We start from the raw sequence: 23,002 nt of genomic DNA, 5'->3' as shown, positions 1-23,002 counted from the left end.
AAGATAGACCTCGGTCTTTCTCTACAGCCGGAATCGCGAAAGCCTCCTTGTTGCACAACTACGAAGCTTATGCGCCCGTTCTGCTGCGATGATGTGGCCTCCCCCTGTCGGCAGCGTTGCCTTGTTTTCTGTCGAACGATTGTTGTCTCTATCGCTAACGTTCGGATTATGCGAGGAATCTACAGCAGGGCCAGGCACAGGGGGATCGAGGACCATGGACGAGAACCAATCGTCTGGCGCGTATGGCACGTCCTCCGATGCGTTGTTCGACAGCCTGGCGGCGCCGCTACTGGTGCTTTCTCCCGACGGGACGATTCTGGCCGCCGACGAAGCCCGACTTCACGCCGCCGGCATTGTTCTACGATACGCCATAGGCAAGAATTTTTTTACTCTTTTTCAGAAAGATTCAGATCACAGTTCAGACATTGAACTCCGCAGCCTGAAGGCGTCGCTGGAGCGTGTGCTGCACAGCAAATCCGTTGATAAGATGCCGGCCCAGCGATATCCGGCACCCAACGCTGCCGGACAGGTCGTCGAGCGCTGGTGGCAGGCCGTGAACACGCCGCTGCTTGATGCAGATGGCCGACTGGTGTTCATTGTCCACCATGCCCAAGATGTAACCGAACTGATGGAGATGCGGGGCACGGCCGAAGCGCAGGCGGAAATCGAGCGGAACTACCGCACCATCATCGAACAGCTCCGCGTCGCCGATCGCGCGCTGCGGGAGAGCGAAGATCGGTTGCGCTTCTTCCGCGAGCTGGAGGATCGGCTGTTCGGCTCCGCGCATGCCGCCGATGTGATGCGCACCGCAACTGCCATGCTCGGAACGCGGCTGGGCGCCTCGCGCTGCGCCTATGCCGATGTGGACGAAGATGGCGACCGGTTCTGGATCCGCAACGATTACACCGCGCCGGGGATCGAATCCTCCTCCGGTGCCTATCGGCTGGATCTGTTCGGTGCCCGCGCCGCTTCCGACATGCGCGAGGGTCGCGCGCTCGTCCTGGTCGATGTCGGCGCCGAGCTCACCCCCCTCGCCGGCCGCGACGGTTTCCAGGCGATCGGCATCGCGGCGATCATCTGCTGTCCCCTGATCAAGAACGGCCAGCTCGCCGCGATGATGGCCGTGCATCAGGATACGCCGCGCGTCTGGACGGACGCGGAGATCGCGCTGGTGAAGGAAGCTGCCGAACGCTGCTGGGCGCATGTCGAGCGGGTCGGCGCCGAAGCCAGGCTGCGCGATAGCGAAGAGCGCCTGCGGCTGGCGGTGGACCATGCCGATATCGGCTTCTGGGACGTGGACGTTGTCAACGACGCGCTGATCTGGCCGGCGCGGACCAAGGCGATGTTCGGCATCTTCCCGCATGTGCCGGTGACGATGCAGGATTTCTATGATGGCCTGCATCCGGACGATCGCGAGAAAACCACCGCCGCCTTTGCCGCGGCCGCCGATGCGGCACGGCGTTCACTCTATGACGTCGAATATCGCACCATCGGCAAGGAAGACGGCGTGGTCCGCTGGCTTGCCGCCAAGGGCCGCGGCGTATTCGACCATGAGGGGCGCTGCCTGCGGGTGACCGGCACCGTCGTCGAGATCAGCGCCAGAAAGGCGGCCGAGGAAGCGCTGCGCGAGCTGAACGCCACGCTCGAAGCGCGGGTAACCACGGCGATCGCCGAACGGGAAGAAGCGCAGGCGGCGCTGCGCCAGAGCCAGAAGATGGAGGCCATGGGCCAACTTACCGGTGGCGTTGCCCATGATTTCAACAATCTCCTTACCCCCATCGTCGGCAGCCTGGACATGCTCCAACGCAAGAGCGTGGGAAGCGAGCGCGACCAGCGCCTGATCGCGGCAGCGGTGCAGTCGGCGGAGCGGGCAAAGGTATTGGTCCAGCGCCTGCTCGCCTTCGCCAGGCGACAGCCGCTCCAATCGATCCCCGTCGACATCGCCAAGCTCGTCACCAGCATGGGCGAGCTGGTGTCGAGCACGACCGGCCCGCAAGTACGGGTGATCGTCGACGCCAAGCCGGACCTGCCCCACGCCAAGGCGGATCCGAACCAGCTGGAAATGGCGATCCTCAACCTGTCGGTGAACGCGCGCGACGCCATGCCCCATGGCGGCACCCTGCGCATCTCCGCCTGTGCGGAGCGGATCCGGCCGGGCCACCGGTCCGGCTTGCGCACCGGCCACTATATCTGCGTCTCCGTCGCCGATACCGGCATGGGAATGGATGAAGCCACCCTAGCCCGTGCGGTGGAGCCCTTCTTTTCGACCAAGGGCGTCGGAAAGGGCACCGGCCTCGGCCTGTCGATGGTTCATGGCCTTGTCTCACAGCTCGGCGGAGGCATCACGATCGAAAGCCGGCCAGGACTTGGCACCAATGTCGAGCTTTGGCTGCCGCAAACTCAGATATTCGATCAGGCGCACGAAACCAGCCGAGAGCGGGCGAGCTTTGCCGCCCATGGGACGGTGCTGCTGGTCGACGATGAAGAACTTGTCCGCATGAGCACGGCGGCGATGCTGGGCGAGCTTGGCTATGCGGTGATCGAAGCCGCATCCGGCGAAGAAGCGGCGCAGATCCTGGCCGAGGGCGAACAGGTGGACCTGCTCGTTACCGACCATTTGATGCCGGGCATCAGCGGAACCGAGCTTGCCCTGTCGATGCGGTCGTCGCGACCGGGATTACGCGTGCTGCTGGTATCGGGTTATGCCGACATCGCCGGCGTAGATCCCAGCGTTCCCCGCCTTGCCAAGCCGTTCCGCAAGGACGAACTCGCCCAGGCGATTGCCGGTGTTGCCGGCTAGCGGATCGCGATAACGGTCCGGCGCGCTTGGGGCGATTGGCTGCCGAACGGGCAGCGCGCGCGAGGACGATGGTTCATGCGGTGCCCCCCTCGATCCGGTTCTCGCGTGCATTATCGGCCTGATCGATCAGGCGGAGCAGTTCGTCAAAATCGGACGCATCATCGACCCGGTAGCACCGCATCAGATTGTCTCCAAAGCGGTCGATATCCCGTTGACTGAGAAGGGCCACTGCGACGATGGGTTCCCCCTCCGACATATTGCTAATCCGATCATTCAGCTACGCAGCGCGACAACGCCCACTGGATCGAATGTGTCCGATGAGCGTCGTCGACTTCTTCATGGCGTGCCAATCATAAGCAGCAAAAGCCCCTTCGCCCTGCCTCGTTACCTTCGCCGACGAGAAGGCTTTGCCTCTCCGCAGCATCAATATTCCCCCCTCCCCCCTTGCGGTTCGATTAGCAGTTCCGACATTGTGCAGTGCAGCAAAGTACCGCTGTGTTGTCAGGGCGCTCGCCGTGGCCAGGAGAATGCCGCATGCGAAGCATCAACGATACCATTGACCGGCTTGCCGCGATGCGCGGTGCCGCATCCGGGTTTGGACAATCGGGCTCGGATCGTCTTGAGGACCTGCCGGCATTCGGCAGCAATCCCGGCGCCCTGCGGGCGCGCTGCTATGTTCCCGAGCATCTTTCGCCGAACGCCCCACTGGTGGTGGTGCTGCACGGCTGTACTCAGACGGCAGCCGGCTATGATCATGGATCCGGCTGGTCGCAGCTCGCCGATGCGCATGGTTTCGCGCTGCTTTATCCGGAGCAGCAACGCGCCAACAACGCCAATCTCTGCTTCAACTGGTTTCAGCCTGGCGACATCCGCCGGGATGCCGGCGAAGCGCTGTCGATTCGGCAAATGGTCGCTGCGATGGTGTCGGCGCACGGAATCGATCCGACGCGTATCTTTGTGACCGGCCTTTCGGCAGGCGGCGCGATGACGTCGGTGATGCTGGCGACGTATCCGGAGCTATTCGCCGGCGGAGCGGTGATTGCCGGTCTGCCCTATGGCACGGCGCATTCGGTACCCGAGGCGTTCGATCGAATGCGCGCCCATGGCGGACCGCCGGCGTCGGCGCTCGGCGCGCTGGTGTCGACGGCATCGCCGCATGAAGGGCCATGGCCTGTGCTGTCGGTATGGCATGGCACAGCCGACGCAACCGTCGCTGTCGCCAACGCCGCGCTGGTGGTGGAGCAGTGGCGCGAGCTGCACGGCGTATCGCGCGAAGCCACGCAGGTCGAACAGGGTGCCGGCTATCGCCGCGCACTGTGGCACGATGCTAAAGGCCGCGCAGTGATCGAGGAATATCGCATCGACGGAATGGCCCACGGCACGCCGCTCGCCACTACCGGCGCGGAAGCGTGCGGCGCCGCCGGCCCGTTCCTGCTCGAAGCGGGGATTTCGTCGACGCGTCGGATTGCGCAATTTTGGGGAATCGCCGACCCCACACAAGGTGCGCAACGGGCCCAGCCACAGCTGGATCCCCTCCCCGCACCTTCGGCGCCACGCCGGCCGACCGCTCAACCGACACCGCGTGTCGATTCGCCTTCGAACCGCGCACCGGCAAAGGACCGGATCGGGCGCGTCATCGAAGATGCGCTCCGTGCCGCCGGGCTCATGCGCTAGCGGTTGTCGCGGAAGCCCCGTGCGTCATCCAAAGGTGGGGGCAGTTCGGAGACGGTGACCTCCACCGTAAGCCCGAGAAAGGCGCCGGCCGGGCCAACATAGCGGCCGTCCACCGGGCTAAGTTGCGTGATGCTGCGCCCGACGGCAACGGGCACCAGTTGCGCCTCACCCATCCGCCCGTTGGCGGGATCGAACGCAATCCATCCCGCGCAGGGCAGATAGACTTCGGCCCAGGCATGGGTGGCACCGTGCTGACCTTGTGGCGCACCGGCGATCGGCGGATCGAACAGATATCCGGATACGGCACGCGCGCCGAAGCCAAGGTGGCGCACCGCTTCGATGAACAACATGGCTAGATCACGGCAGGAACCTGAGCCCAGATCTAGCGTCCGGTGCGGCGACTGCGTCCCGACTTCGTCGCGCGCCACATAGATCATGCCCATGCGCGTGGCCGCGTTCACATCCTGCAGCAGCGACAGGGTGTCGGTGTCGGCCCCCAGCACCTGCGCACGTGCCCAGGCGGCAAGCCGGCCGCCCGGATCGTCATGCTCCGGAACAAGCAAGGCGCCCAGATCGGTTCGCTCGTCGTCCGAATAGTCGAACGGATAGCGATGCGCATGCGGTGCAATGCTGAACAAGGGAAAAGCGGCCGCAGCCTGCTCCACCGTCAAGCGGTTGGTAATCGTCAGCCGGTCTGTCGGCGCCGCGAAGCTGGCCGTTGCGATCAGGTTGCCGAACACGTCCTGCGTCCACGCGAACGCGGGGGCAGGATCGCAATGCAGATCCGCCGCGAGCAGGCGAAGCGCCGACGATCCGCGTGGGCGGAGCATCATCCGATGCGCCGAAAGCGCCACCGGCTGCCGATAGGCATAGCGGGTGACATGCACGATCTCGAGACGCATTCGCTCCGCTTCTCCGCTATCCGCAACGCCATCAGGCGCGGTCGGCATGTCCGCGATCAGGATTTTCGCTCAAACCGCGAAGCGCGGCGGACGGCGGCTCGATTGGCAGCATCGGGGCAGCGGCGAATGCTTGGGTGCGCAGCCTTCGGTCTTCGCGGATATCGGCGGCGGCGCCTTCCTTGGCCCAGGCGGCCGCGGCCGCACTGGCAATCAGGCGAACATTGTCGAGCGTAGCACCGCGGGCGACGGCGTCATGATGCGCCGCGCGGGCGCGGCAAAGATCGGCAGAGGGCTGCATGGAAGAACCTTTCGACGGAAGGGAAATGATCAGCCGCGCTTGGCGGTGGGCTGTCCTGCGGGCGTGCCCTTCAACGATGGGTTCGACGCATTCTGTTTCGGCGGTTCCGGCTTCTTCGGTTTGCGTGTCTCGCGATTGCCGCGCTGCTGTCCTTTGGCCATGATTCTACTTCCAGAAAATGAGGGTCGCGACGACGCGGGCTCGCCGGTGGCAAAGCCTGCGCGTGGGGCGGTCATGGCGGAGGATCAACATGCTAATCTCCGCGTCAGAGCGGGAGCATGAACAACTCTCAGTCGCGGCCAGGCTCGAGAACGACAGCGCGATATAGTCTATATGGGGATGATGCCGCCACCGCGCCAGTATCCATCGGCGCGCGCGCGTAGCGCGGGATCAGAACACGCCCCATTCCCAAAGGCCCGCATCCTGCGGAACGCGCAACCGCAGGAACCGGACGCGCGCGGGATGCGCAAGGCTGATGGGCGATCCGCTTGCCGCCGCACGCCGGGCGAGCAGCCGCCAGTTCCGTCCGTCCGCAGAGCCCTCCACCGTAAGATCATAGGCCCGCTGGGCATATTCCATTCGGAGACGGGTCTCACGCACTGCCTGCACGCGACCGAGATCCGCCGTCAGCACGGGATCGGTGCCCGCCGCAGGCCGCCACTGCGTCGCGTAATTGTCGTCTGCGGCACGATCGGCGGCATAGGCCGGGCCGGCGGCGGCGCCGCTGAGCCGAAGCGCGATGCCGCGCGTGCGACGCGGGGCGAAGCCGGCCACCGCCCTGCCATGGCTGGGCGTAACGCGGGCGATCGTGCCGTCGCCGCGGATCGTCAGGGGATCGACCGCAATCTGCCGCAACGTCGCATCCTCCCCCACGCGTGGCCAGGGCAGCGATTGGCGGTGATACAGGATGTAGGGTTGCGCACCGACGCGGAAGATCGCGTGATGCCCTGGGCTGATCACGTGCCGCCCGCGGTCGGTGGAGAGGATGGGGCTGTCGGGGCCTTCGCGAAACGGCCCGAACGGCGTCTCGCCGATGGCGTAGCGGACCTTATAGCTGTCCTCGGTCGTCTTGCCGTCGCTATAGGTCAGCACATAGTGGCTGCCCGCCTTCACCAAGAACGGACCCTCGAAATAATTGGCCGGCGTGACGTCGCGCGGAACGCCGTCGAAGGTCACCATGTCCGGCTTCAGCTTGACGACGAAGCAGTGCCCGTTGACCCAGTTGAGGCCGGAGCCCCAGTACAGATAGGCGGTGCCATCGTCGTCGATAAAGGCTTCGGCGTCGATCATGTGATAGGCGGGCGCGAAGCTCTTGGCGATCAGCGGCTTGCCGCCATTGGCATCGGCCCAGGGCCCGGCGGGGGACGGCGCGCTGCCCACCCACACTTCGGATCCCACCGACACATACATGTACCAGCGGCCGTTGGCCGCCTTCACCACCGAAGGCGCCCACACTTTGGAATCGCCCGAACTCGGGCTCGTCGCCGCCGCCTTGGTGGGCCAGGCAGGGGTGGAGAAGGTCCAATCGCGACCGTTGACGGAAGTCCACATCCCCAGCCGGTCGTCGCCCCAAGGGTCGATTGTGGCGTAGAGATACCAGGTGCCGCCGTCGCGCACGATCGAGGGATCGGCGAAATAGCCGGGGATCAGCGGATTGCTGTCCCCCGGCGTCTCCCAGCTCGGCGCCGGTGCGTCGGCGGCGGCGAGCAAGCCCGCCGCCGCCACCAGAGCCAGTCGCGTCCTCACTTGATGTCGAGCATCACGATCGCCTTGGCCGGCACCTGCACGGTCAGCGTGCCGGCGGACAGGCTGGCGCCGTTGAACGCCACCGGCTTGACGGCGTCCGGTGCGGCGAAGTCGTTATGCGCGTCCATCTTGTCGCCGGTGAGGATCCGCCCGGAGACCTGGCTCCCCGTCACGCCGTCCAGCTTGACGCTGACGCTGGACGGACGGTTCGGATCGACGTTGACCAGGCCGATATGCACGACACCATCGGTGCCGCGCACCGCACTGGCGCTCACCGCGCGCATTGTCCACTGATCGTTGTTGTACCAGCGCGAGGTGACGTCTACCGGCAGGACGGTCGCGTCCTGATAGTCCTTGTACATGTCGAACACCCAGTAAGTGGGCGTCTTCACCATCTTGGCACCGTCGGTCAGCAGCATCGCCTGCAGTACGTTGACCATCTGCGCGATGTTCGCACCGCGCACGCGATCGGCATGGCGGGCGAAGATGTTGAAGTTCAGCGCGGCGACAACTGCGTCGCGCAAGCTATTCTGCTGATAGAGAAAACCCGGATTGGTGCCCGGTTCGACATCGTACCAGGTGCCCCATTCGTCGACAAGCAGCGCGACCCGCTTCTTCGGATCGTACTTGTCCATTATCTTACCGTGCTCAGTGAGCAACTCTTCCATCTTCAGCGTCTTGGAAAGGGTGCGCGCCCAGCTCTCCTCGTCGAAGCCGGTGGCGGCCCCCTTCTTGCTCCAAGGACCAGGCACCGTGTAATAATGTACGCCGATGCCGTCGATCTTGTCGCCGGCCTTGCGCATCATCACTTCCGTCCAATTGTAATCGAACGAATTGGCACCGCTGGCGATCTTCATCAGCTTCTCGCCCGCCGGCACTTTCAAGAAAGTCGCGTAGCGGCGTGTAACGTCGGCCGCATATTCCGGCAGCATGTCGCCACCGCAACCCCAAAGCTCGTTACCGATGCCGAACAGCGGCAGCTTCCACGGCTTGTCACGACCATTGGCACGGCGCTGGTTTGCAATCGTGGATTTTGTCGGCGAGGTGATGTATTCGACCCACTCCGCCATCTCGCTGGGGGGGGCGGTACCGACATTGCCCGAGACATAGGCTTCGGCGCCAACGATCTCGGTGAAGTCCATGAATTCGTTGGTGCCGACGGCATTGTCTTCAGTCACGCCACCCCAGTTGGTGTTGACCTTCACCGGGCGCTTGGCGCGCGGGCCGATCCCTTCCCGCCAATGATATTCGTCGGCGAAGCAGCCGCCCGGCCAGCGGATCAGCGGCACGCGAATCTCCTTCAGCGCGTCGATCACATCGCGGCGAAAGCCCTTCACATTGGGGATCTTGCTTTCGGTGCCGACCCACATGCCACCATAAATGCCGGTGCCCAGATGTTCGGCAAACTGGCCGAACATGCGGCGATCATATTTCGGACCGGGCTGGTCGCCATGCACCGTCACGGCGTCGCCGCCGGTTTGTGCCATCGCTGGCAGGGCGGCGAGCAGCGCGATCGCGCTGATGAAGCTACGCATCATTCTTTCTCCGTCGCGCGCGCCGGGCGCGCCTTGGCTGGGGTTGTGCCTTGGCCCGAAAAGGGGGTCAGGCGGAAACGTATCGAAATGGGCTCCAATTTAGTGCGATATTCGGGAAGCGGCTTGCCGAACGCACTCCACTGGGTGTCGCCGCCGACGCCCCATTGCGCGACATCGATCAGCAACGCGCCCTGAGCTTTGGGAACAACATCGGTGCTCTTCCAAGTGCCGGGCGTGTGTCGATCCAGATCGGTATAGGGGAAGGCGAGCGCGTTCATCATCAGCGGCGTGTCGCCCTGCACCCGCAGACCAGCCCCGGCGCCGGACAGCTCCATCCACCGGACGTCGAGCTTGTTGCCGGTTTCCTGGGGGCGAAGATAATCGTGAACCTGATCGACAATCGCGCCTCGCCAAAGGCCGATCGCGGCCGACGTCTTGCGATCGACATAGCTTTCATGCGGGCCGCGACCGTACCATTCCACCGTCTTCAGGCTGCCCGGCGTGGTAAAGGCCAGGCCGATGCGGAACGGCGGCGGCAATTGCTTCGAAACCGGCTCGAACCGCCCGTCGACGGCGACCGAGCCGTCGCCGGCCATGCGATACACGCTGGTGAAGCGAACCGCGCCAGCGCCCATAGTGTAGGCGGCGCGCACCTCCGCGCCGTCCTCGCCCAGATCCTGCACCTGAACAGATTCCAGGCTGCGCGTCTCGCTCATCTGTTTCCAGACGGCGAGCTGCTTGTCTGTGCCGATGCCGATGTCGTTGTCCGTCACCGCCCGCCAAAAATGCGGCGTGCCACCGCTGAGCAGCGTCTTGCCCTTGGCGGCATAGCGATTCACCAGGCCGGTCGCGCGGTCCACCACCAGCGTTGCGCCGGCGGCGGAAAGGGTGATCGCCCCCTGCCCGTCCCGCATCGTCACACGGCCCTTGGGAGACGTGCCCTCGGCGGCGCGATAGGCCGGATCGAGCGCGAACTGCTCCCATCCGGTCACTGCGCCCGCGGGCACCAGCGGCACCGCGTCGGCCTTGGCCCTGGCGCGTATCGTCACGAAATACTCCGCGTCCGGCTTGCGGGTCAGCCCGGCGAGCGGCAGCGCGATCTTGCCCGCGCCATGCGCCGCCACTTCGGGTGTCGCCAGCGCGCCATTCGCCACCGCGACGCCGTTCTCCTGCACCTCCCATTCGAAGGTGAATCCGGAAAGGTCGCGGAAGTCATGGCGGTTCCGCACCGTTACCTGACCGGTCGCCGGATCGAACCCGTCGAATTGAATCGGGGCATAGACCTTGCGCAGCTCGTAGAGATGCGGATTGGGCGTGCGATCGGCCTGGAGGAGTCCGTCTCCAAACTCTATGTCGCCCCCGGGGTTCGGGCCATATTCGCTGCCATCGCCCCAATAACGGCGGCCGTCCTTGGTAGTGCGATACATGGACTGGTCCACCCAGTCCCACACGAACCCGCCCTGCAGCTTGTGCGGATGGGCGTAGATCGTGTCCCAATATTCCTTCAGATTGCCCCCGGAATTGCCCATCACATGGGCATATTCGCATTGAATCACCGGCTGCCTGAAGTTCCAGTTGGTGGCGTAATCCGCCAGCTTCACCGCGGGATCATACATCGGCGCGTAGATGTCGGCATACCAGTTCGGACGATGATCCTGAATCCCGTCCCAGGTGCCCCAGCCCAGATAGGAGATCAGCCGTCCCGGATCGACCGCGCGTGCCGCCGCCGCCGCCGCTTCGAAGTTCGGGCCGATGCCCGCCTCGTTGCCCAAGGACCAGAAGATCACCGACGGATGGTTCTTGTCGCGCTGGACCATGTTGACGACGCGGGAGACGTGCGCGTCCTTCCACGCCGGATCGAAACCGATCTGCAATTCTGCCCGCCGTTCGCCATGCCGATTGGCATAGTCCATATAGGCATGACTCTCGATATTGGCCTCGTCCATCACATAGAGGCCGTAGCGATCGGCCAACTCGTACAGATACGGGTCGTTCGGATAGTGCGAGGTGCGGATCGCGTTGATGTTCGCGCGCTTCATCAGTTGGATATCGCGTTCCATCGACGCGCGACTGATGACGTGGAACGTCTCCGGATCATGCTCGTGGCGATTGACGCCGCGGATGGTGATGGGCTTGCCGTTGACGCTGACCAAGCCGTCCTTGATCTCCACGGTGCGAAAGCCGATCCGCTGCGGCGTCGCCTGCACGACCTTGCCATCGGCATCGACCAGTTCGACGAGCAGCGTATAGAGATTGGGCGTTTCCGCCGTCCAGGGCCGTACACCGGGAACGTCGGCGGCGAGCGTCACCTTCTGTGCCGGGCCTGCGGCAAGTTCTACCTCGCGCACCAGCAGCGTCTGGGTGCCGTCGAGCAGCGTCATCCGGGCGGTGAGCGGCGCGATGCGATCGGTGAGCGCCAGATCGGCGGAAAGCTTGCCATCCTTGTACGCGCCATCCAGGCCGGCATGGACGAACAGGTCCGCCATCCGCACCTTGGGAACCGCCGCAAGATAGACCGAGCGCTCGATGCCCGAGACGCGCCAGAAATCCTGGTCCTCCAGGTAGGAGCCGTCCGACCAGCGATGGATCTGGATCGCGACGGTGTTGCGCCCGGCATGGACCAGCTTGGTCACGTCGAATTCGGACGGAAGCTTTGAATCCTCCGAATAGCCGGCTTCGACGCCGTTCACCCACACGCGGTAGGCCGAACCGGCCGCGCCGATATGCAGGATGACATCCTGTCCGGACCAGTTCGCCGGCAACTGCACGTCGCGACGATAGGAGCCCACGGGGTTGGTTGCATGGGGGATCAGCGGACGGTTAGCCGGGAACGGATAGGTGATGTTGTTGTACCGGGCCTGATCGAAGCCTTCGGTCTGCCAATCGGCGGGCACCTTGATGCTCTTCCATTTGGCGATGTCATAGTCCGGCTTTTCGAACCCGTCCGGCACCGCATCTGACGATGGCGAGAAGTGAAAGCGCCATTGCCCGTCGAGTGTCATATAACGGCTCGATTTGGCGGGATCGCCCACCAGCGCCGCGGCGCGGCTCTCATACGCGAAATGCGTGGCGTTTGCCGGCATCTTGCCACGTGCGAACACCGCCGGATTTTCCCAATCCGGACGGCGCGGATCGACCTGGACCGGCTGGACCTGCGGCGCGTCGCCGATCTTCGGCCCATCCTGCGCCATGCCCATGCCGGAGGCGAGCGCAACCACGCCTGCCGCTGCCAGCCACCCGACCTTGTTCACGCTGATTTCTCCCGAAAAGGCGTGTTGCAGATTCGGCCGACTTGGATCACGTTTGTCGCAGAGATGCGGTTCGTTCCCGCGCGCATTCCCCCTCCCCGTGTCGACCGGCCATGAACTGACGCCGATTTTGTCGGACATAATAGGGGCGGAGGCTTGTTAGGCAAGCACGTTCCGAAGCACATGCTGTTATTTTTTGTGGCCACAGCGATAGCCGCGCCGCACAACGGCAAGCACTACAAGGGATGAGGCTTTGGTTCGGCAGGCGAAACGCAACCCGGCACATCGATCGCTCGCGCGCGAGCTAGGCGTGGCAATCCTCACGGGGCGCTATCTGCCTGGCGCGGTCCTGCCCGGCGAGCTGGAGTTCGCCGAATCGCGGAACGTATCCCGCAGCGTGGTGCGCGAAGCGTTGCGGACGTTGGCCGCCAAGGGTCTGATCGACAGTCGCCCCAAGGCCGGTACCCGCGTTCGCGCTCGCGCCGATTGGAACCTGCTCGACCCCGATCTGCTCGCCTGGATGTTCGAAGGCGAGCCGCCGATGGGATTTGTCGACAGCCTGTTCCAGCTGCGCATGATCGTGGAGCCCGCCGCGGCGGAAATGGCAGCGCGCCTGCGCACCACGCGGCATATCGCCCGGTTGGGCCACGCGCTGGAAGTGATGGAAGAAGAAGGGCTGTCGAGTGCGGAGGGCCAAGCCGCCGACCAGCAGTTTCACAACATCATCCTGGAAGCGACCGCCAACGACCTGTTGATCAGCCTGTCCGGCAGCATCGGCGCCGCGGTGCGCTCCACGACTCTGTTCAAGCACCGCAAGGCCAAGCAGTTGCGCGACTCCATCCCGCTGCACCGGGATCTGTTCTCCGCCATCACCGATGGCGATCCGGTCGCCGCCCGCGCTGCGACCATCACGCTGATTCTACAGGCACAGGAAGATATCGAAACCTCGCTCCAAGGCTGATCCCGGCGACGTTGACGGCCGCCGTCCTGGCTTATAGTCAGACAAAAAATGGAGGAGGAAGCGATGCCAGGGTTCAACGCGCGCGGTCACGTCATCCATCGGCGCGGGCTGCTCCAGGGTGCGGCGATGTTGGGCAGCCTCGCAGCCGCGCCGCACGCACGCGCTTCCGCAAAGGCGCCGCCGCTCGCGCCCACGCCGCCCATGGGCTGGAACAGCTGGAACAGCTTCGCCACCACCATCACCGAAGCCCAGGCGCTGGAGATAGCCGAGATCCAGGCGCGCGAGCTGCTGCCATTCGGCTACGACATCTTCACCATCGACATCCAATGGTACGAGCCGGAAGCGAACAGCTACACCTATAACGCCAAGCCGGTGCCGACGATGGACGCCCATGGGCGGCTGCTACCGGCGCCGAACCGCTTCCCCTCGGCAGCGCATGGCAAAGGCTTCGGCCCGATCGCCGCAAAGGTACATGCTTTGGGTTTGCGCTTCGGCGTCCACCTGATGCGCGGCATTCCCCGACTCGCGGTGGAACGCAACCTGCCGATCCTCGGCACCAGCGGGGTCCGCGCCGCCGATATCGCCGATACCGGCAGCACCTGTCCCTGGAACCCCGACATGTACGGCGTCGACATGCGCAAACCGGGGGCGCAGGCCTATTATGACAGCGTGTTCTCGCTGTTCGCCGCCTGGGGCGTCGATTTCGTGAAAATGGACGATATGAGCCGCCCTTATGATGCGCATGCCCCTGAGATCGAAGCGGCGGCGCGCGCGATCAAGGCAACGGGAAAGCCGATCCTGCTGAGCCTCTCGCCCGGCGAGACGCCGGTGCCGCGCGCCGACCATGTCGCTCGCCATGCCCAGATGTGGCGCATCTCCGACGATTTCTGGGACGAGTGGAAGCTGCTGGACGCCCAGTTCACCCGGCTGGAAAACTGGAGCCCGTACGCCCGCCCGGGTGCCTGGCCGGATGCCGACATGCTCCCGCTCGGCCGGCTCGCGCTTGGCCAGCGCGACACCAAGTTCACCCCCGACGAGCAGCGGACGCTAATGACGCTCTGGTCGATCGCCCGCTCGCCGCTGATCATGGGCGGCGACCTGCGGCATCTCGACGCCCCAACCCGCGCGCTGCTCACGAATCGGGAGGTGATCGCGGTGAACCAGGCGAGCAGTGACAACCGCCCCTGGTTCGTCGCCGACGATCGCCGCGTCTGGACCGCACGCGCGGCCGGGGGCGGCCATTATGTCGCGCTGTTCAACACCGGCGACAAGGCCGGCGAGGCTGCGTTCGACCTGCGACTGTTGGGTCTGGCGGGCGCGGTGCGGGTGCGCAACCTGTGGGAGAGCAAGGACGAGGGCCAAGGCCCGCTCCGGCTCGCGCGCACGCTGCCGCCGCACGGCGCCTGCCTCTATCGGGTGACGGCGGCATGATCCGCGCGCTCGCCCTCTCGCTGCTGCTCGCCGCCTCCCCCGCCGCGCTCGCCCAGACGAGTGTGCCGCCGCCCGCTGCCGAACCGGCGGTGACGCTGACGCTGCGACCCGACCTCCAGCGGCCTGGCCAGCCCTTTGAGGGCTGGGGCACGGCGCTCGCCTGGTTCGCGCACGTCACCGGCGGCTATCCCGACCCGGTGCGCGAGAAGCTTGCGGACCTGTTCTACGGGCCCGACGGACTGGGCTGGACGATCGCCCGCTACAATATCGGCGGCGGCGACGCGCCCGAGACCAAGCCCTATCTTCGCCTGGGCGCTGATGTGCCCGGCTTCTGGCGCCGCCCCATAGGGGCAACCGGCATCGACTGGTGGGATCCGGCCGATCCGGCAATGTGGGACTGGTCCGCCGACGCCAACCAGCGCTGGTGGCTGGACGCGATCAAGCGCCGCGTGAAGGCGCCGATCTTCGAAGCCTTCTCGAACTCGCCGCCCTGGTTCATGACCGTGAGCGGCAAGGTCTCGGGCGCCGAAAAGGGCACCGACGACAATCTCCGCCCCGGGCAGGAAGCGCGCTTTGCCGAGTATCTGGCGATCGTGGTGGACAAGCTGCAACAGGCGCACGGCATCAGCTTCCGCACGCTGTCGCCGGTCAACGAGCCGAATACCGACTATTGGTTCGCCAAGAACACCCAGGAAGGTGCGCATTGGAGCCCCGCGCGCCAGGCGCTGATGATCGATGCGTCCGACCGCGCGCTCAAGGCGCACGGCCTCAAGACGGTGATCGCCGCCCCCGACGAGACCAACTCCCACCTCTTCGTGCGCGACTGGCAGGGCTATCCGGCAGCGACGCGCGCCCGGATCGGCCAGTTGAACGTGCATAGCTATGGCAGCGTACACCAGACGGCGGTGCGCGACATCGCCCGCGCCCATGGCATCCGCCTGTGGATGAGCGAGAACGATACCCCGCTCGACAAGGATCCCGAGAATTTCGACGGCATCGCCACGCCGCTCGCCTTTGCCGAGCATGTCGTCCACGATCTCAAGCGGCTGGAACCGGTCGCCTGGGTGTTCTGGCAGGCGGTGGAGCGCCGAGGCGAGGGCAAGGGCGACGGCAGCGGTGGCGGCAGCAACTGGGGCCTGATCAAAATGGCCTATACACCCGCATCGGCGGCCGAGCATCCGATCCAGCTTACCCGCAAATATTGGGCGATGGCGCAGTTCAGCCGCTACATCCGGCCCGGCTATCGGCTGGTGCCGGTCGACGATGCCGATACGGTCGGCGCGCTATCACCGGACGGCAAGCGGCTGGTGCTGGTCCACGTCAATGGCGGCGCGGTGACCCGGCGGCTGACGATCGGCGTGCCGGGGGCGCGGGTGGTGGAGCGGATTGTAACCGATTCCACGCGGGATGCTGCGGTCGTACCAGCACAGGCGCTCGCCGAACCCGGGGCAATCACCACGCTGATCGTGGCGCTTCGCTGATCCCAGCGACCTCCCATGCACGCCGCTCGCGCTTGCGGCGGGGGAGAAGAAAGAGAAAGGGCCGGAACTTTCGTTCCGGCCCTTCTCGCATCACTCGGCGTCGGCCTTCTTCTTCGCCGCTGCCTTTTTGGGCTTCGGCGCGGCTTCTTCGCCTTCGCCTTCGGCAGCCTTCGGCGCCTTCTTGGTCGCCGCCTTCTTCACCGGCTCGGCCTCGACGAGCGCATCGCCCTCGGCGGCCGGAGCCTCCTCGGCCTTGGCCTTCTTGGCCGCCGGCTTCTTGGCGGGCTTCTCTTCACCAGCCTCATCCGAAGCGTCAGCCTTCTTGGCGGCCTTCTTCTTCGGCTTGTGGTTGTCGTGATCGTGGACGTGGGTGCCCGACGAGAAGCCGTCTTCGCTCTCGATCGCGGCTTCCAGCTCTTCCTTGGTCACTTCGCGATCGGTGATTTCGGCCTTGTCGAACAGGAAGTCGACGACCTTGTCCTCGAACAGCGGCGCGCGCAGCTGAGCAGCCGCCATCGGCTCCTGCTGGACATACTGGATGAAGCGCTGGCGATCCTGCGGGCCATACTGCTGCGCGGCCTGCGCGATCAGGCGGTTCATTTCCTGCGCGGTCACTTCGACGCCGTTGGCGGTGCCGATCTCGCTGAGCAGCAGGCCCAGACGCACGCGGCGCTCGGCGATCGCGCGGTATTCGTCGCGCTCGCTCTCGAGCTCGGCAAGCGCTGCGGCCGGATCTTCCTCATGCTCGGTCTCGTGGACGAGCTGGTGCCAGATCTGGTCGAACTCGGCTTCCACCATCGACGGCGGGACCGGGAAGTCATGGCCGGCGGCGAGCTGGTCGAGCAGCTTGCGCTTCATATGGGTGCGGGTCAGGCCGTTGAGCTGCTGCTCGATCTGGCCCTTCAGCAGGCCGGTCAGCTGCTCCAGGTCCTGGAGACCGAACGCCTTCGCCATGTCGTCGTCGATCTTGGTCTCGCCGGCGGTCTGCACCGCGGTGATCTTGACGTCGAAGGTCGCGGCCTTGCCGGCCAGATCCTTGGCGCCGTAATCTTCCGGGAAGGTGACGTTGAGCTGCTTCTCGTCGCCGACCTTCACGCCTTCGAGCTGCTCCTCGAAGCCCGGGATCAGGCGGCCCGAGCCGAGCTCGACGGCCATGCCCTCGCCGGTGCCGCCGTCGAAGGCGACGCCGTCGACCTTGCCGACGAAGTCCATGACGACCTGGTCACCCGTGGTCGCCGCGTGGCCCTCGGCGGCATCGTCCCAGCGCTTCTGCTGGTCAGCGAGCTGCTTCAGCTGCTCCTGCACTTCCGAATCCTGCACCGGCACCGTCAGGCGCTCCAGCTTCAGGCCTTCGATCGACGGGGTCGGAACGTCGGGCAACACTTCCAGCTCGACCTTCACTTCCGCGTCGCCGCCGGGGGCATATTCGCCCTCGAGGCTGACCGACGGCTGCATCGCCGGGCGCAGCTTGTGATCGGCGATCAGCTTCTGGATGCCTTCCTGGATCGAGCTGTTGAGCGCGTCCTGGGTCAGCGCCTCACCGTGCATCTTGCGGACCAGGTTGGTCGGCACCTTGCCGGGGCGGAAGCCGGGCATGCGAATCTGCGGAGCGACCCGCTTGACCTCGGCATCGACCTTCGAGTCGATGTCCGCGGCGGTGATCTTCAGCGTGAAGGCGCGCTTCAGGCCCTCGTTCAACGTCTCGACAGTCTGCATTCTCACGCTTTCTCAAAGGAATCGGAATTGCGGTGTACCACACATCAGCCACGAGGACTGGTGCGGGCGAAGGGAGTCGAACCCCCACATCTTTCGATACTGGAACCTAAATCCAGCGCGTCTACCAGTTCCGCCACGCCCGCAGGGACACCGCCGGTCGGCGGGCTCTATAGCAGTCATGGGGTCCGGGGCAAGTACGAAGCAACGTTCCGGTGCGTTGCCGCGTTAGCGTGGAAACAAGCAGGAGATCGACCATGCCCGTGGAGCCCCCCGTTCAACCCATTACTCCCCCGGCCGAAAGCCCCGCGCCAGATCCCGGCCAGCCGGGCAGCCCGCCGCCGGAAATCTCCCCGCCCGGTCCCGACATCGACGTTCCTGCGCCGCAGACCGATCCCGGCATCGCCCCGGGCATTACGCCCGGCCAGCCCATCGCCTGACACATGGAGAAGATCATGCCCGAACCGACCCAAGACCGTGACGACGATCGCCCCGACATCCAGCAGGCCGTCGAAGCACGCGCCGATGCGGCGAAGAACGCCCAGACCGATGCAACCCCGCTCGAAGGCGCTGGCGGTGAGAACGGCGCCGGCGGAGTCGTGAAGAACCAGGACGGGAATCAGCAATAGATGGCGCCTGCGGCCTCCTCTCCACATCGGGGTTCACCAACGCCGTTCGAAGCGCTCAGCCGATGATTGAACGCCATCTTCTGAAGTTGCGCCTGCGCGACGTGATCAGCGCCGAGGAGGAGGCCGCACTGCGCGGGACGATCGTGGATACGGTAGTACACGCCGCCAATCGCACGATCGCCCGCGCTGGTGAGTCGCTGCAACATTCGACGCTGCTGCTGGAAGGGCTGATCGGGCGCTACAAGGATCTAAGGGGCGGAAGCCGGCAGATCACGCACCTGCACGTTCCGGGCGACTTCGCCGATCTGCACGGCTTCACGCTCAAGCGGCTGGATCATTCGCTGCTCGCGCTCAGCCCGTGCGTAGTCGCGCGCGCGTCGCACAGCCGGCTGCAAGAAATAACCGAGCGCTTACCGCATCTGACGCGAATGATGTGGTTCTCCACAAATGTCGACGCGGCCATCCACCGCGAGTGGGAGGTTTCGCTCGGCCGGCGCTCCGCAATCCAGCGAGCGGCGCATCTGTTCTGCGAATTGCAGGCGCGCATGGCCGTAGTCGGGCTGGCCGAACCGGACAGCTATGCGTTGCCGATCAGCCAGGCCGAACTAGCGGAGTGCCTGGGGCTCACCCCGGTGCATGTGAACCGCGTCCTGCGTGACTTGCGCGAGCGCGAGTTACTCGAATTCCGCAGCGGCCAGGTGCTGATGCGGGATGTGCAGGCCTTGAAGCGGCTAGCGGAATTCGACCCCGATTATCTGTATCTGCAGCCCCTGCCGCTGTGACCGGCCCGTGCCTGCCACAGCGGCCGGCCGATGATCATCGCGCCGTCAGGTCGACGATCCGATCACGATCGTAGCGCAGTACCCCCGGCATGGCAGGTATCCGGCCGACGGTAATGCCGAAATAGTTCGGAAGCTTGCCTACCGGACGATACTCCGCCCGCCGAATGGGGAACTTGGCCAGACGGGGATCGATGGCTGCCTGTTCAGGCGCGGCGCCCAGGAAGTTGGGAATGTCCATCGGCACTGGGAAGTTCTTGTCGGCCACCGTGACGCTCGGCTTCCCCTGCTTCGTCGCGATAAGGCCCAGATCGGTGATCTCTCCCGCCGCCACCTTGAACTTCACGCTTCCCATGCACCAGCAGGTGCCGGCCGCGCCACCCGCGGGCATAACCTGTGCGGGGCCGTAGATGCGGTATTCGCCGGGCGTCAGTTCCTGCAAATAGGTGGAAGCGCCGCCATCCTGCTTGGCGAAGCGATTGGTAGGGCCGATCGCCACTCCGGTCATCAGTTCAAACGGCGTGAACTCGAAGTTCGCCTCGGTCGGCTCGACGGGCTTTTGCGGGCGAGCGGCATTGGGCATGCGCGTCTCGTCGGCCATCAGCGACTCGTAGCTTTTCAGCTTCTTCTGATACTTGCGCTGCGCCTCCGCGAAAGCCTTTGCGCGTAGCGCTGCATAGATCGCCTTCTCCGACTCCGAAGGCACGCGCACCAGATGCAGCGGCATCGCGGTATCCGTGCGAAGCAGGACATAGCCGGATGCGGGGTTGAGCGAGATCGACGGCTTATCGGCGACCGCCTTGGTCTTCACGAATGCCGGTGCCTTTTCGCCGGCTGCCGCGGGCGCCGCCGCAAGCAGCGACATGATGGTAAGAATGGTCGCGCGGATCATAGCCCCAGAGCCTCCCCGTTCGATGCCGCCTTGGCGGCGACGAGCGCCTGCTGCTTCAGAAAGACGATGCGGCGTTCCTCGCCGACATGCCCGATCCCTTCCTCGAAGTTAAATTCGGTCCACAGATCCTTGGGCAAGCCGTAGCGCTGGTACCCCTTGTAAAACATGCAGGTGCGCATGTTGATGCGCCGCGCCTTGCGTTTCTCGGCCGAACCGAAGATCGCCACCGCCAGCACATTGCCGATCGCCCCGCCGACCGCACCTGCCATCGTGCCAGAATAGGGATAGGGCACCTGCTGATAGCCGATTCCGCTTGTCAGGCCGCTGGCATAGCCGTCGCATTCGCGAATATCGGCATAGGCCGTCGCGAAGTCGGTATCGTCGCGACGGAAATAATAGTATTTGTCGAAGTCCTGGGCTTCGGTGCCGTTCGGTTCGAACGCGAGCACCGGCATCTTCACCCCTGCCGGATCCAGTTCCTTGGCGCTTGGCGTGCCGAACGGAGACGCGCTGTCCAAGAATATTGCTGGTTTCGCGACAGTCGGCAGCGCTGCGTCCTGCGCAAATGCCGGTGCCTGTGCGCCAAGTATTGCCATCATCACCGCGCATGCGGCGATTCGCCGGTCTTTCATATCCCCCCCCGTTTTCACCGTCGCCAGATCCGGCGACTTCCCCAGGGAGAAGATACACATTGGCGCTATTGCAGCAAGACTGCCGCGCACGAAAGCAAATCAGCGCGCCATGCGCCGTGCCGTCAGGATTTTCACAGGCGCTTCAGGAACTTCGCCTTTGAAGCTGCCCATCAACGTCTTGGTGGGGGAAGTCGGCGCGTCGAAAATCTTCAGCAGTACGTCCCCCCCTTCGATCACGCGACCGAAGGCGGCATAGCCGAGGTTGTCCCCCGGCTTGGCGGGATCGGCATCGAACGATGGCTGATCCCCTACCATGATCGTGAATTCGCCGCGCGCGCTCCCCGGCGCGAGCCGCGGCAACGATAGTGTGCCGTCGAGATGCTTGATGCCGGTTTCGCTGGTCGGCTCGTGCTTGATCGGCGGAAACATCTTGGCCGGCGCGTTCTGCACGCCGAACTGAACGAACCCAAACTTCTCCGCTGGCTTGACGGTCCGATAGAACGCCGCCCCATCGAGCCGCTTCGCGTCGACATAGCGAAGGAAATTGCGCGCGGAGACGGGCGCCTTATCGAGATAGACTTCCACGATCATCCGGCCCGCGCTCGTCTCGATCGCGACCTGGGGATTCGCAGGCGGGCTCACCGGCGCCGGGGCCGTCTGCGCTGAAGCCGCGAGCGGAAACAGGCACAGGGCCAGAACGAGCAGTCGACGCAGCATCCGTTCGCCTCCCCTAGCTCAATGCCTTCTTCAGCAGTTCGTTGACGACCGCGGGGTTGGCCTTGCCCGCCATCGCCTTCATGGTCTGCCCGACGAAGAAGCCGAACAGTGCTTCCTTGCCGGCGCGATACTGCTCCAACTGGTTCGGATTCTTGGCGAGGACGTCGGCAATCACCGCCTCGATCGCGCCGGTGTCGCTGGTCTGCTTCATTCCGCGTTCTTCGACGATCTTGCCCGGCGCGTCGCCGCTTTCGAGCATGATCTCGAACACCTGCTTGCCCAGCGTGTTGGAGATCGTCCCGTCAGCGATCAGCGCGAGCAGCTCGGCGCCCTGTTCGGGGCTCACGGGGCTTTCGTCGATACCCTTGCCCAGACGATTGAGCGCCCCGTACAGATCCGAGAGCAGCCAGTTGGCTGCTGCGCGTGCAACTTCCTGTTCGCCCTTCTTCTGGATCCGCGCGCTCTCGGCGAGCAGCGCCTCGAACCAGCGCGCCGTCTCCGCCTCGGCGGTCAGCACCGCGGCATTGTACGCGGTGAGGCCCAGCGACTCCTCATAGCGGCGGCGCTTGGCGTCAGGCAGCTCGGGTAGGCTCTGGCGGCACTCCTCAAGGAAGCTCTCGTCCAGCTCGAGCGGCAGCAGGTCGGGATCGGGGAAGTAGCGGTAATCGTGCGCATCTTCCTTCGATCGCATCGACCGGGTCTCGCCCTTGTCCGGATCGAACAGGCGAGTTTCCTGGACAATGCGACCGCCGCTCTCCAGCACTTCTACCTGGCGGCGCGCCTCATATTCGATCGCTTGCATCACAAAGCGGACCGAGTTGACGTTCTTGGTCTCGGTACGCGTGCCGAACGGCTCGCCCGGCTTGCGGACCGACACATTGACGTCAGCGCGCATCGAGCCCTGATCCATGTTGCCGTCGCACGAGCCCACATAGCGCAGGATCGAGCGCAGCTTCGACAGATAGGCGCCGGCTTCGGCCGGCGAGCGCATGTCGGGCTTGGAGACGATCTCCATCAGCGCCACGCCGGCGCGATTCAGGTCGACATAGGAGCGGCTCGGATGCTGATCGTGCATCAGCTTGCCCGCATCCTGCTCGACATGGATGCGCTCGACGCCGATCGTCTTCACCTCGGCCTCGGGATCCTTCTCGTCGAGGCTGATCGTTACCGTGCCCTCGCCCACCAGCGGATGGTAGAGCTGGCTGATCTGATAGCCCTGCGGCAGATCGGCATAGAAATAGTTCTTGCGATCAAAACGCGACCATTTGTTGATCACGGCGCCGATCGCCATGCCGGTGCGCACGGCTTGCCGGATGCACTCGCGGTTGGGCGTGGGCAGCATCCCGGGCATGGCCGCGTCGATCAGGCTCACCTGGCTGTTCGGCTCGGCCCCGAATGCCGTTGCCGCACCGGAAAACAGCTTGGCGTTGGACGTCACCTGCGCGTGGACTTCGAGGCCGATCACGACCTCCCACTCGCCGGTATCGCCCTGGATTCGGTAGTTCGATGCAGTCTTGGTCGCCATGTGCTCTTCACAAGGTAATGGGAATATGCGTGGCTCTGC

19 protein-coding genes and 1 tRNA gene are annotated in these 23,002 nt (G+C 64.9%); 8 read left to right on the top strand and 12 right to left on the bottom strand.

Annotated features, from left to right (window positions below):
• Positions 1 to 88 precede the first annotated feature (88 nt).
• Together B215_RS20695 and B215_RS0115590 are read left to right on the top strand one after the other, a co-directional pair.
• The gene (locus tag B215_RS20695; protein ID WP_082664455.1) at positions 89 to 2,800 is read left to right on the top strand and encodes an ATP-binding protein; all 2,712 of its coding nucleotides are present in this window, start codon (positions 89 to 91) and stop codon (positions 2,798 to 2,800) included.
• A 534-nt stretch (positions 2,801 to 3,334) separates the two neighbouring features.
• Positions 3,335 to 4,474, top strand: coding sequence for an extracellular catalytic domain type 1 short-chain-length polyhydroxyalkanoate depolymerase (locus tag B215_RS0115590; protein WP_019370577.1), 1,140 nt, complete (start codon positions 3,335 to 3,337; stop codon positions 4,472 to 4,474).
• Here the strand turns inward: B215_RS0115590 and B215_RS0115585 are convergent.
• The 6 genes from B215_RS0115585 to B215_RS0115565 form a co-directional block, all read right to left on the bottom strand.
• Entirely contained in the window at positions 4,471 to 5,376 is a 906-nt protein-coding gene (locus B215_RS0115585) for a transglutaminase family protein (protein ID WP_037513961.1), read from the bottom strand. The genes B215_RS0115590 and B215_RS0115585 overlap by 4 nt on opposite strands.
• A 31-nt stretch (positions 5,377 to 5,407) precedes the next feature.
• The gene (locus B215_RS0115580) at positions 5,408 to 5,674 is read right to left on the bottom strand and encodes a hypothetical protein (RefSeq protein ID WP_019370575.1); all 267 of its coding nucleotides are present in this window, start codon (positions 5,672 to 5,674) and stop codon (positions 5,408 to 5,410) included.
• Positions 5,675 to 5,703: 29 nt separating this feature from the next.
• Entirely contained in the window at positions 5,704 to 5,910 is a 207-nt protein-coding gene (locus B215_RS21870; RefSeq protein WP_237718468.1) for a hypothetical protein, read from the bottom strand.
• Positions 5,911 to 6,064: 154 nt separating this feature from the next.
• Complete coding sequence (locus B215_RS0115575; protein ID WP_026009320.1) at positions 6,065 to 7,420, bottom strand: family 43 glycosylhydrolase; 1,356 nt, start codon at positions 7,418 to 7,420, stop codon at positions 6,065 to 6,067.
• Positions 7,417 to 8,955, bottom strand: a complete 1,539-nt coding sequence (locus B215_RS0115570) for an alpha-N-arabinofuranosidase (protein ID WP_019370572.1) — start codon at positions 8,953 to 8,955, stop codon at positions 7,417 to 7,419. Before B215_RS0115570 ends, B215_RS0115575 begins: the two co-directional genes overlap by 4 nt.
• Complete coding sequence (locus B215_RS0115565) at positions 8,955 to 12,206, bottom strand: glycoside hydrolase family 2 TIM barrel-domain containing protein (RefSeq protein ID WP_019370571.1); 3,252 nt, start codon at positions 12,204 to 12,206, stop codon at positions 8,955 to 8,957. The genes B215_RS0115570 and B215_RS0115565 overlap by 1 nt, the downstream gene beginning before the upstream one ends.
• Before the next feature lie 250 nt (positions 12,207 to 12,456).
• On the opposite strand from B215_RS0115565, the gene B215_RS0115560 reads away from it, so the two are divergent.
• From B215_RS0115560 to B215_RS0115550, 3 genes are all read left to right on the top strand, one after another.
• Positions 12,457 to 13,164: a FadR/GntR family transcriptional regulator gene (locus tag B215_RS0115560; RefSeq protein WP_019370570.1), complete on the top strand. Its 708-nt coding sequence runs from the start codon at positions 12,457 to 12,459 to the stop codon at positions 13,162 to 13,164.
• 63 nt (positions 13,165 to 13,227) lie between these two features.
• A complete protein-coding gene (locus B215_RS0115555; RefSeq protein ID WP_050990205.1) occupies positions 13,228 to 14,595 on the top strand; it encodes a glycoside hydrolase family 27 protein in 1,368 nt (455 codons plus the stop codon).
• On the top strand, positions 14,592 to 16,076 hold the full coding sequence (locus tag B215_RS0115550) for a glycoside hydrolase (RefSeq protein ID WP_019370568.1): 1,485 nt from the start codon (positions 14,592 to 14,594) through the stop codon (positions 16,074 to 16,076). Before B215_RS0115555 ends, B215_RS0115550 begins: the two co-directional genes overlap by 4 nt.
• Before the next feature lie 90 nt (positions 16,077 to 16,166).
• Here the strand turns inward: B215_RS0115550 and tig are convergent, their stop codons facing one another.
• Positions 16,167 to 17,792, bottom strand: a complete 1,626-nt coding sequence (gene tig, locus B215_RS0115545; protein ID WP_019370567.1) for a trigger factor — start codon at positions 17,790 to 17,792, stop codon at positions 16,167 to 16,169.
• Positions 17,793 to 17,850: 58 nt separating this feature from the next.
• Positions 17,851 to 17,935: transfer RNA gene (locus B215_RS0115540), tRNA-Leu, on the bottom strand.
• 111 nt (positions 17,936 to 18,046) lie between these two features.
• On the opposite strand from B215_RS0115540, the gene B215_RS20970 reads away from it, so the two are divergent.
• The 3 genes from B215_RS20970 to B215_RS0115530 all read left to right on the top strand — a co-directional run bounded on the left by B215_RS20970 (position 18,047) and on the right by B215_RS0115530 (position 19,200).
• Positions 18,047 to 18,229: a hypothetical protein gene (locus B215_RS20970; protein WP_082664456.1), complete on the top strand. Its 183-nt coding sequence runs from the start codon at positions 18,047 to 18,049 to the stop codon at positions 18,227 to 18,229.
• 15 nt (positions 18,230 to 18,244) lie between these two features.
• A complete protein-coding gene (locus tag B215_RS21610) occupies positions 18,245 to 18,418 on the top strand; it encodes a hypothetical protein (RefSeq protein WP_162839597.1) in 174 nt (57 codons plus the stop codon).
• An 86-nt stretch (positions 18,419 to 18,504) separates the two neighbouring features.
• Positions 18,505 to 19,200 (top strand): Crp/Fnr family transcriptional regulator, encoded by a 696-nt coding sequence (locus B215_RS0115530; protein WP_236704461.1) that lies wholly within the window; start codon positions 18,505 to 18,507, stop codon positions 19,198 to 19,200.
• Between the two features lie 34 nt (positions 19,201 to 19,234).
• Here the strand turns inward: B215_RS0115530 and B215_RS0115525 are convergent, their stop codons facing one another.
• The 4 genes from B215_RS0115525 to gatB form a co-directional block, all read right to left on the bottom strand.
• A complete protein-coding gene (locus B215_RS0115525; RefSeq protein ID WP_019370564.1) occupies positions 19,235 to 20,089 on the bottom strand; it encodes a hypothetical protein in 855 nt (284 codons plus the stop codon).
• A complete protein-coding gene (locus B215_RS0115520) occupies positions 20,086 to 20,607 on the bottom strand; it encodes a hypothetical protein (protein WP_192813039.1) in 522 nt (173 codons plus the stop codon). Before B215_RS0115520 ends, B215_RS0115525 begins: the two co-directional genes overlap by 4 nt.
• Positions 20,608 to 20,820: 213 nt before the next feature.
• The gene (locus tag B215_RS0115515) at positions 20,821 to 21,438 is read right to left on the bottom strand and encodes a peptidylprolyl isomerase (protein ID WP_019370562.1); all 618 of its coding nucleotides are present in this window, start codon (positions 21,436 to 21,438) and stop codon (positions 20,821 to 20,823) included.
• A gap of 13 nt (positions 21,439 to 21,451) precedes the next feature.
• Entirely contained in the window at positions 21,452 to 22,963 is a 1,512-nt protein-coding gene (gene gatB, locus B215_RS0115510; protein WP_019370561.1) for an Asp-tRNA(Asn)/Glu-tRNA(Gln) amidotransferase subunit GatB, read from the bottom strand.
• Between the last annotated feature and the right edge of the window lie 39 nt (positions 22,964 to 23,002).

Source organism: Sphingomonas sp. ATCC 31555, from assembly GCF_000282895.1.
In the GTDB taxonomy this organism is placed as follows: domain Bacteria; phylum Pseudomonadota; class Alphaproteobacteria; order Sphingomonadales; family Sphingomonadaceae; genus Sphingomonas.
The sequence above is the reverse complement of the archived record's forward strand: the minus strand, read 5'-3'. Positions and strand labels throughout refer to the sequence as shown.

What these genes read in the sequence shown, in the direction of transcription:
- B215_RS20695 (WP_082664455.1), top strand. Translation starts at nt 89, where the DNA reads ATGATGTGGCCTCCCCCTGTCGGCAGCGTTGCCTTGTTTTCTGTCGAA.
- B215_RS0115590 (WP_019370577.1), top strand. Translation starts at nt 3,335, where the DNA reads ATGCGAAGCATCAACGATACCATTGACCGGCTTGCCGCGATGCGCGGT.
- B215_RS0115585 (WP_037513961.1), bottom strand. Translation starts at nt 5,376, where the DNA reads ATGCGTCTCGAGATCGTGCATGTCACCCGCTATGCCTATCGGCAGCCG.
- B215_RS0115580 (WP_019370575.1), bottom strand. Translation starts at nt 5,674, where the DNA reads ATGCAGCCCTCTGCCGATCTTTGCCGCGCCCGCGCGGCGCATCATGAC.
- B215_RS21870 (WP_237718468.1), bottom strand. Translation starts at nt 5,910, where the DNA reads ATGACCGCCCCACGCGCAGGCTTTGCCACCGGCGAGCCCGCGTCGTCG.
- B215_RS0115570 (WP_019370572.1), bottom strand. Translation starts at nt 8,955, where the DNA reads ATGCGTAGCTTCATCAGCGCGATCGCGCTGCTCGCCGCCCTGCCAGCG.
- B215_RS0115555 (WP_050990205.1), top strand. Translation starts at nt 13,228, where the DNA reads ATGCCAGGGTTCAACGCGCGCGGTCACGTCATCCATCGGCGCGGGCTG.
- B215_RS0115550 (WP_019370568.1), top strand. Translation starts at nt 14,592, where the DNA reads ATGATCCGCGCGCTCGCCCTCTCGCTGCTGCTCGCCGCCTCCCCCGCC.
- tig (WP_019370567.1), bottom strand. Translation starts at nt 17,792, where the DNA reads ATGCAGACTGTCGAGACGTTGAACGAGGGCCTGAAGCGCGCCTTCACG.
- B215_RS20970 (WP_082664456.1), top strand. Translation starts at nt 18,047, where the DNA reads ATGCCCGTGGAGCCCCCCGTTCAACCCATTACTCCCCCGGCCGAAAGC.
- B215_RS21610 (WP_162839597.1), top strand. Translation starts at nt 18,245, where the DNA reads ATGCCCGAACCGACCCAAGACCGTGACGACGATCGCCCCGACATCCAG.
- B215_RS0115525 (WP_019370564.1), bottom strand. Translation starts at nt 20,089, where the DNA reads ATGATCCGCGCGACCATTCTTACCATCATGTCGCTGCTTGCGGCGGCG.
- B215_RS0115515 (WP_019370562.1), bottom strand. Translation starts at nt 21,438, where the DNA reads ATGCTGCGTCGACTGCTCGTTCTGGCCCTGTGCCTGTTTCCGCTCGCG.
- gatB (WP_019370561.1), bottom strand. Translation starts at nt 22,963, where the DNA reads ATGGCGACCAAGACTGCATCGAACTACCGAATCCAGGGCGATACCGGC.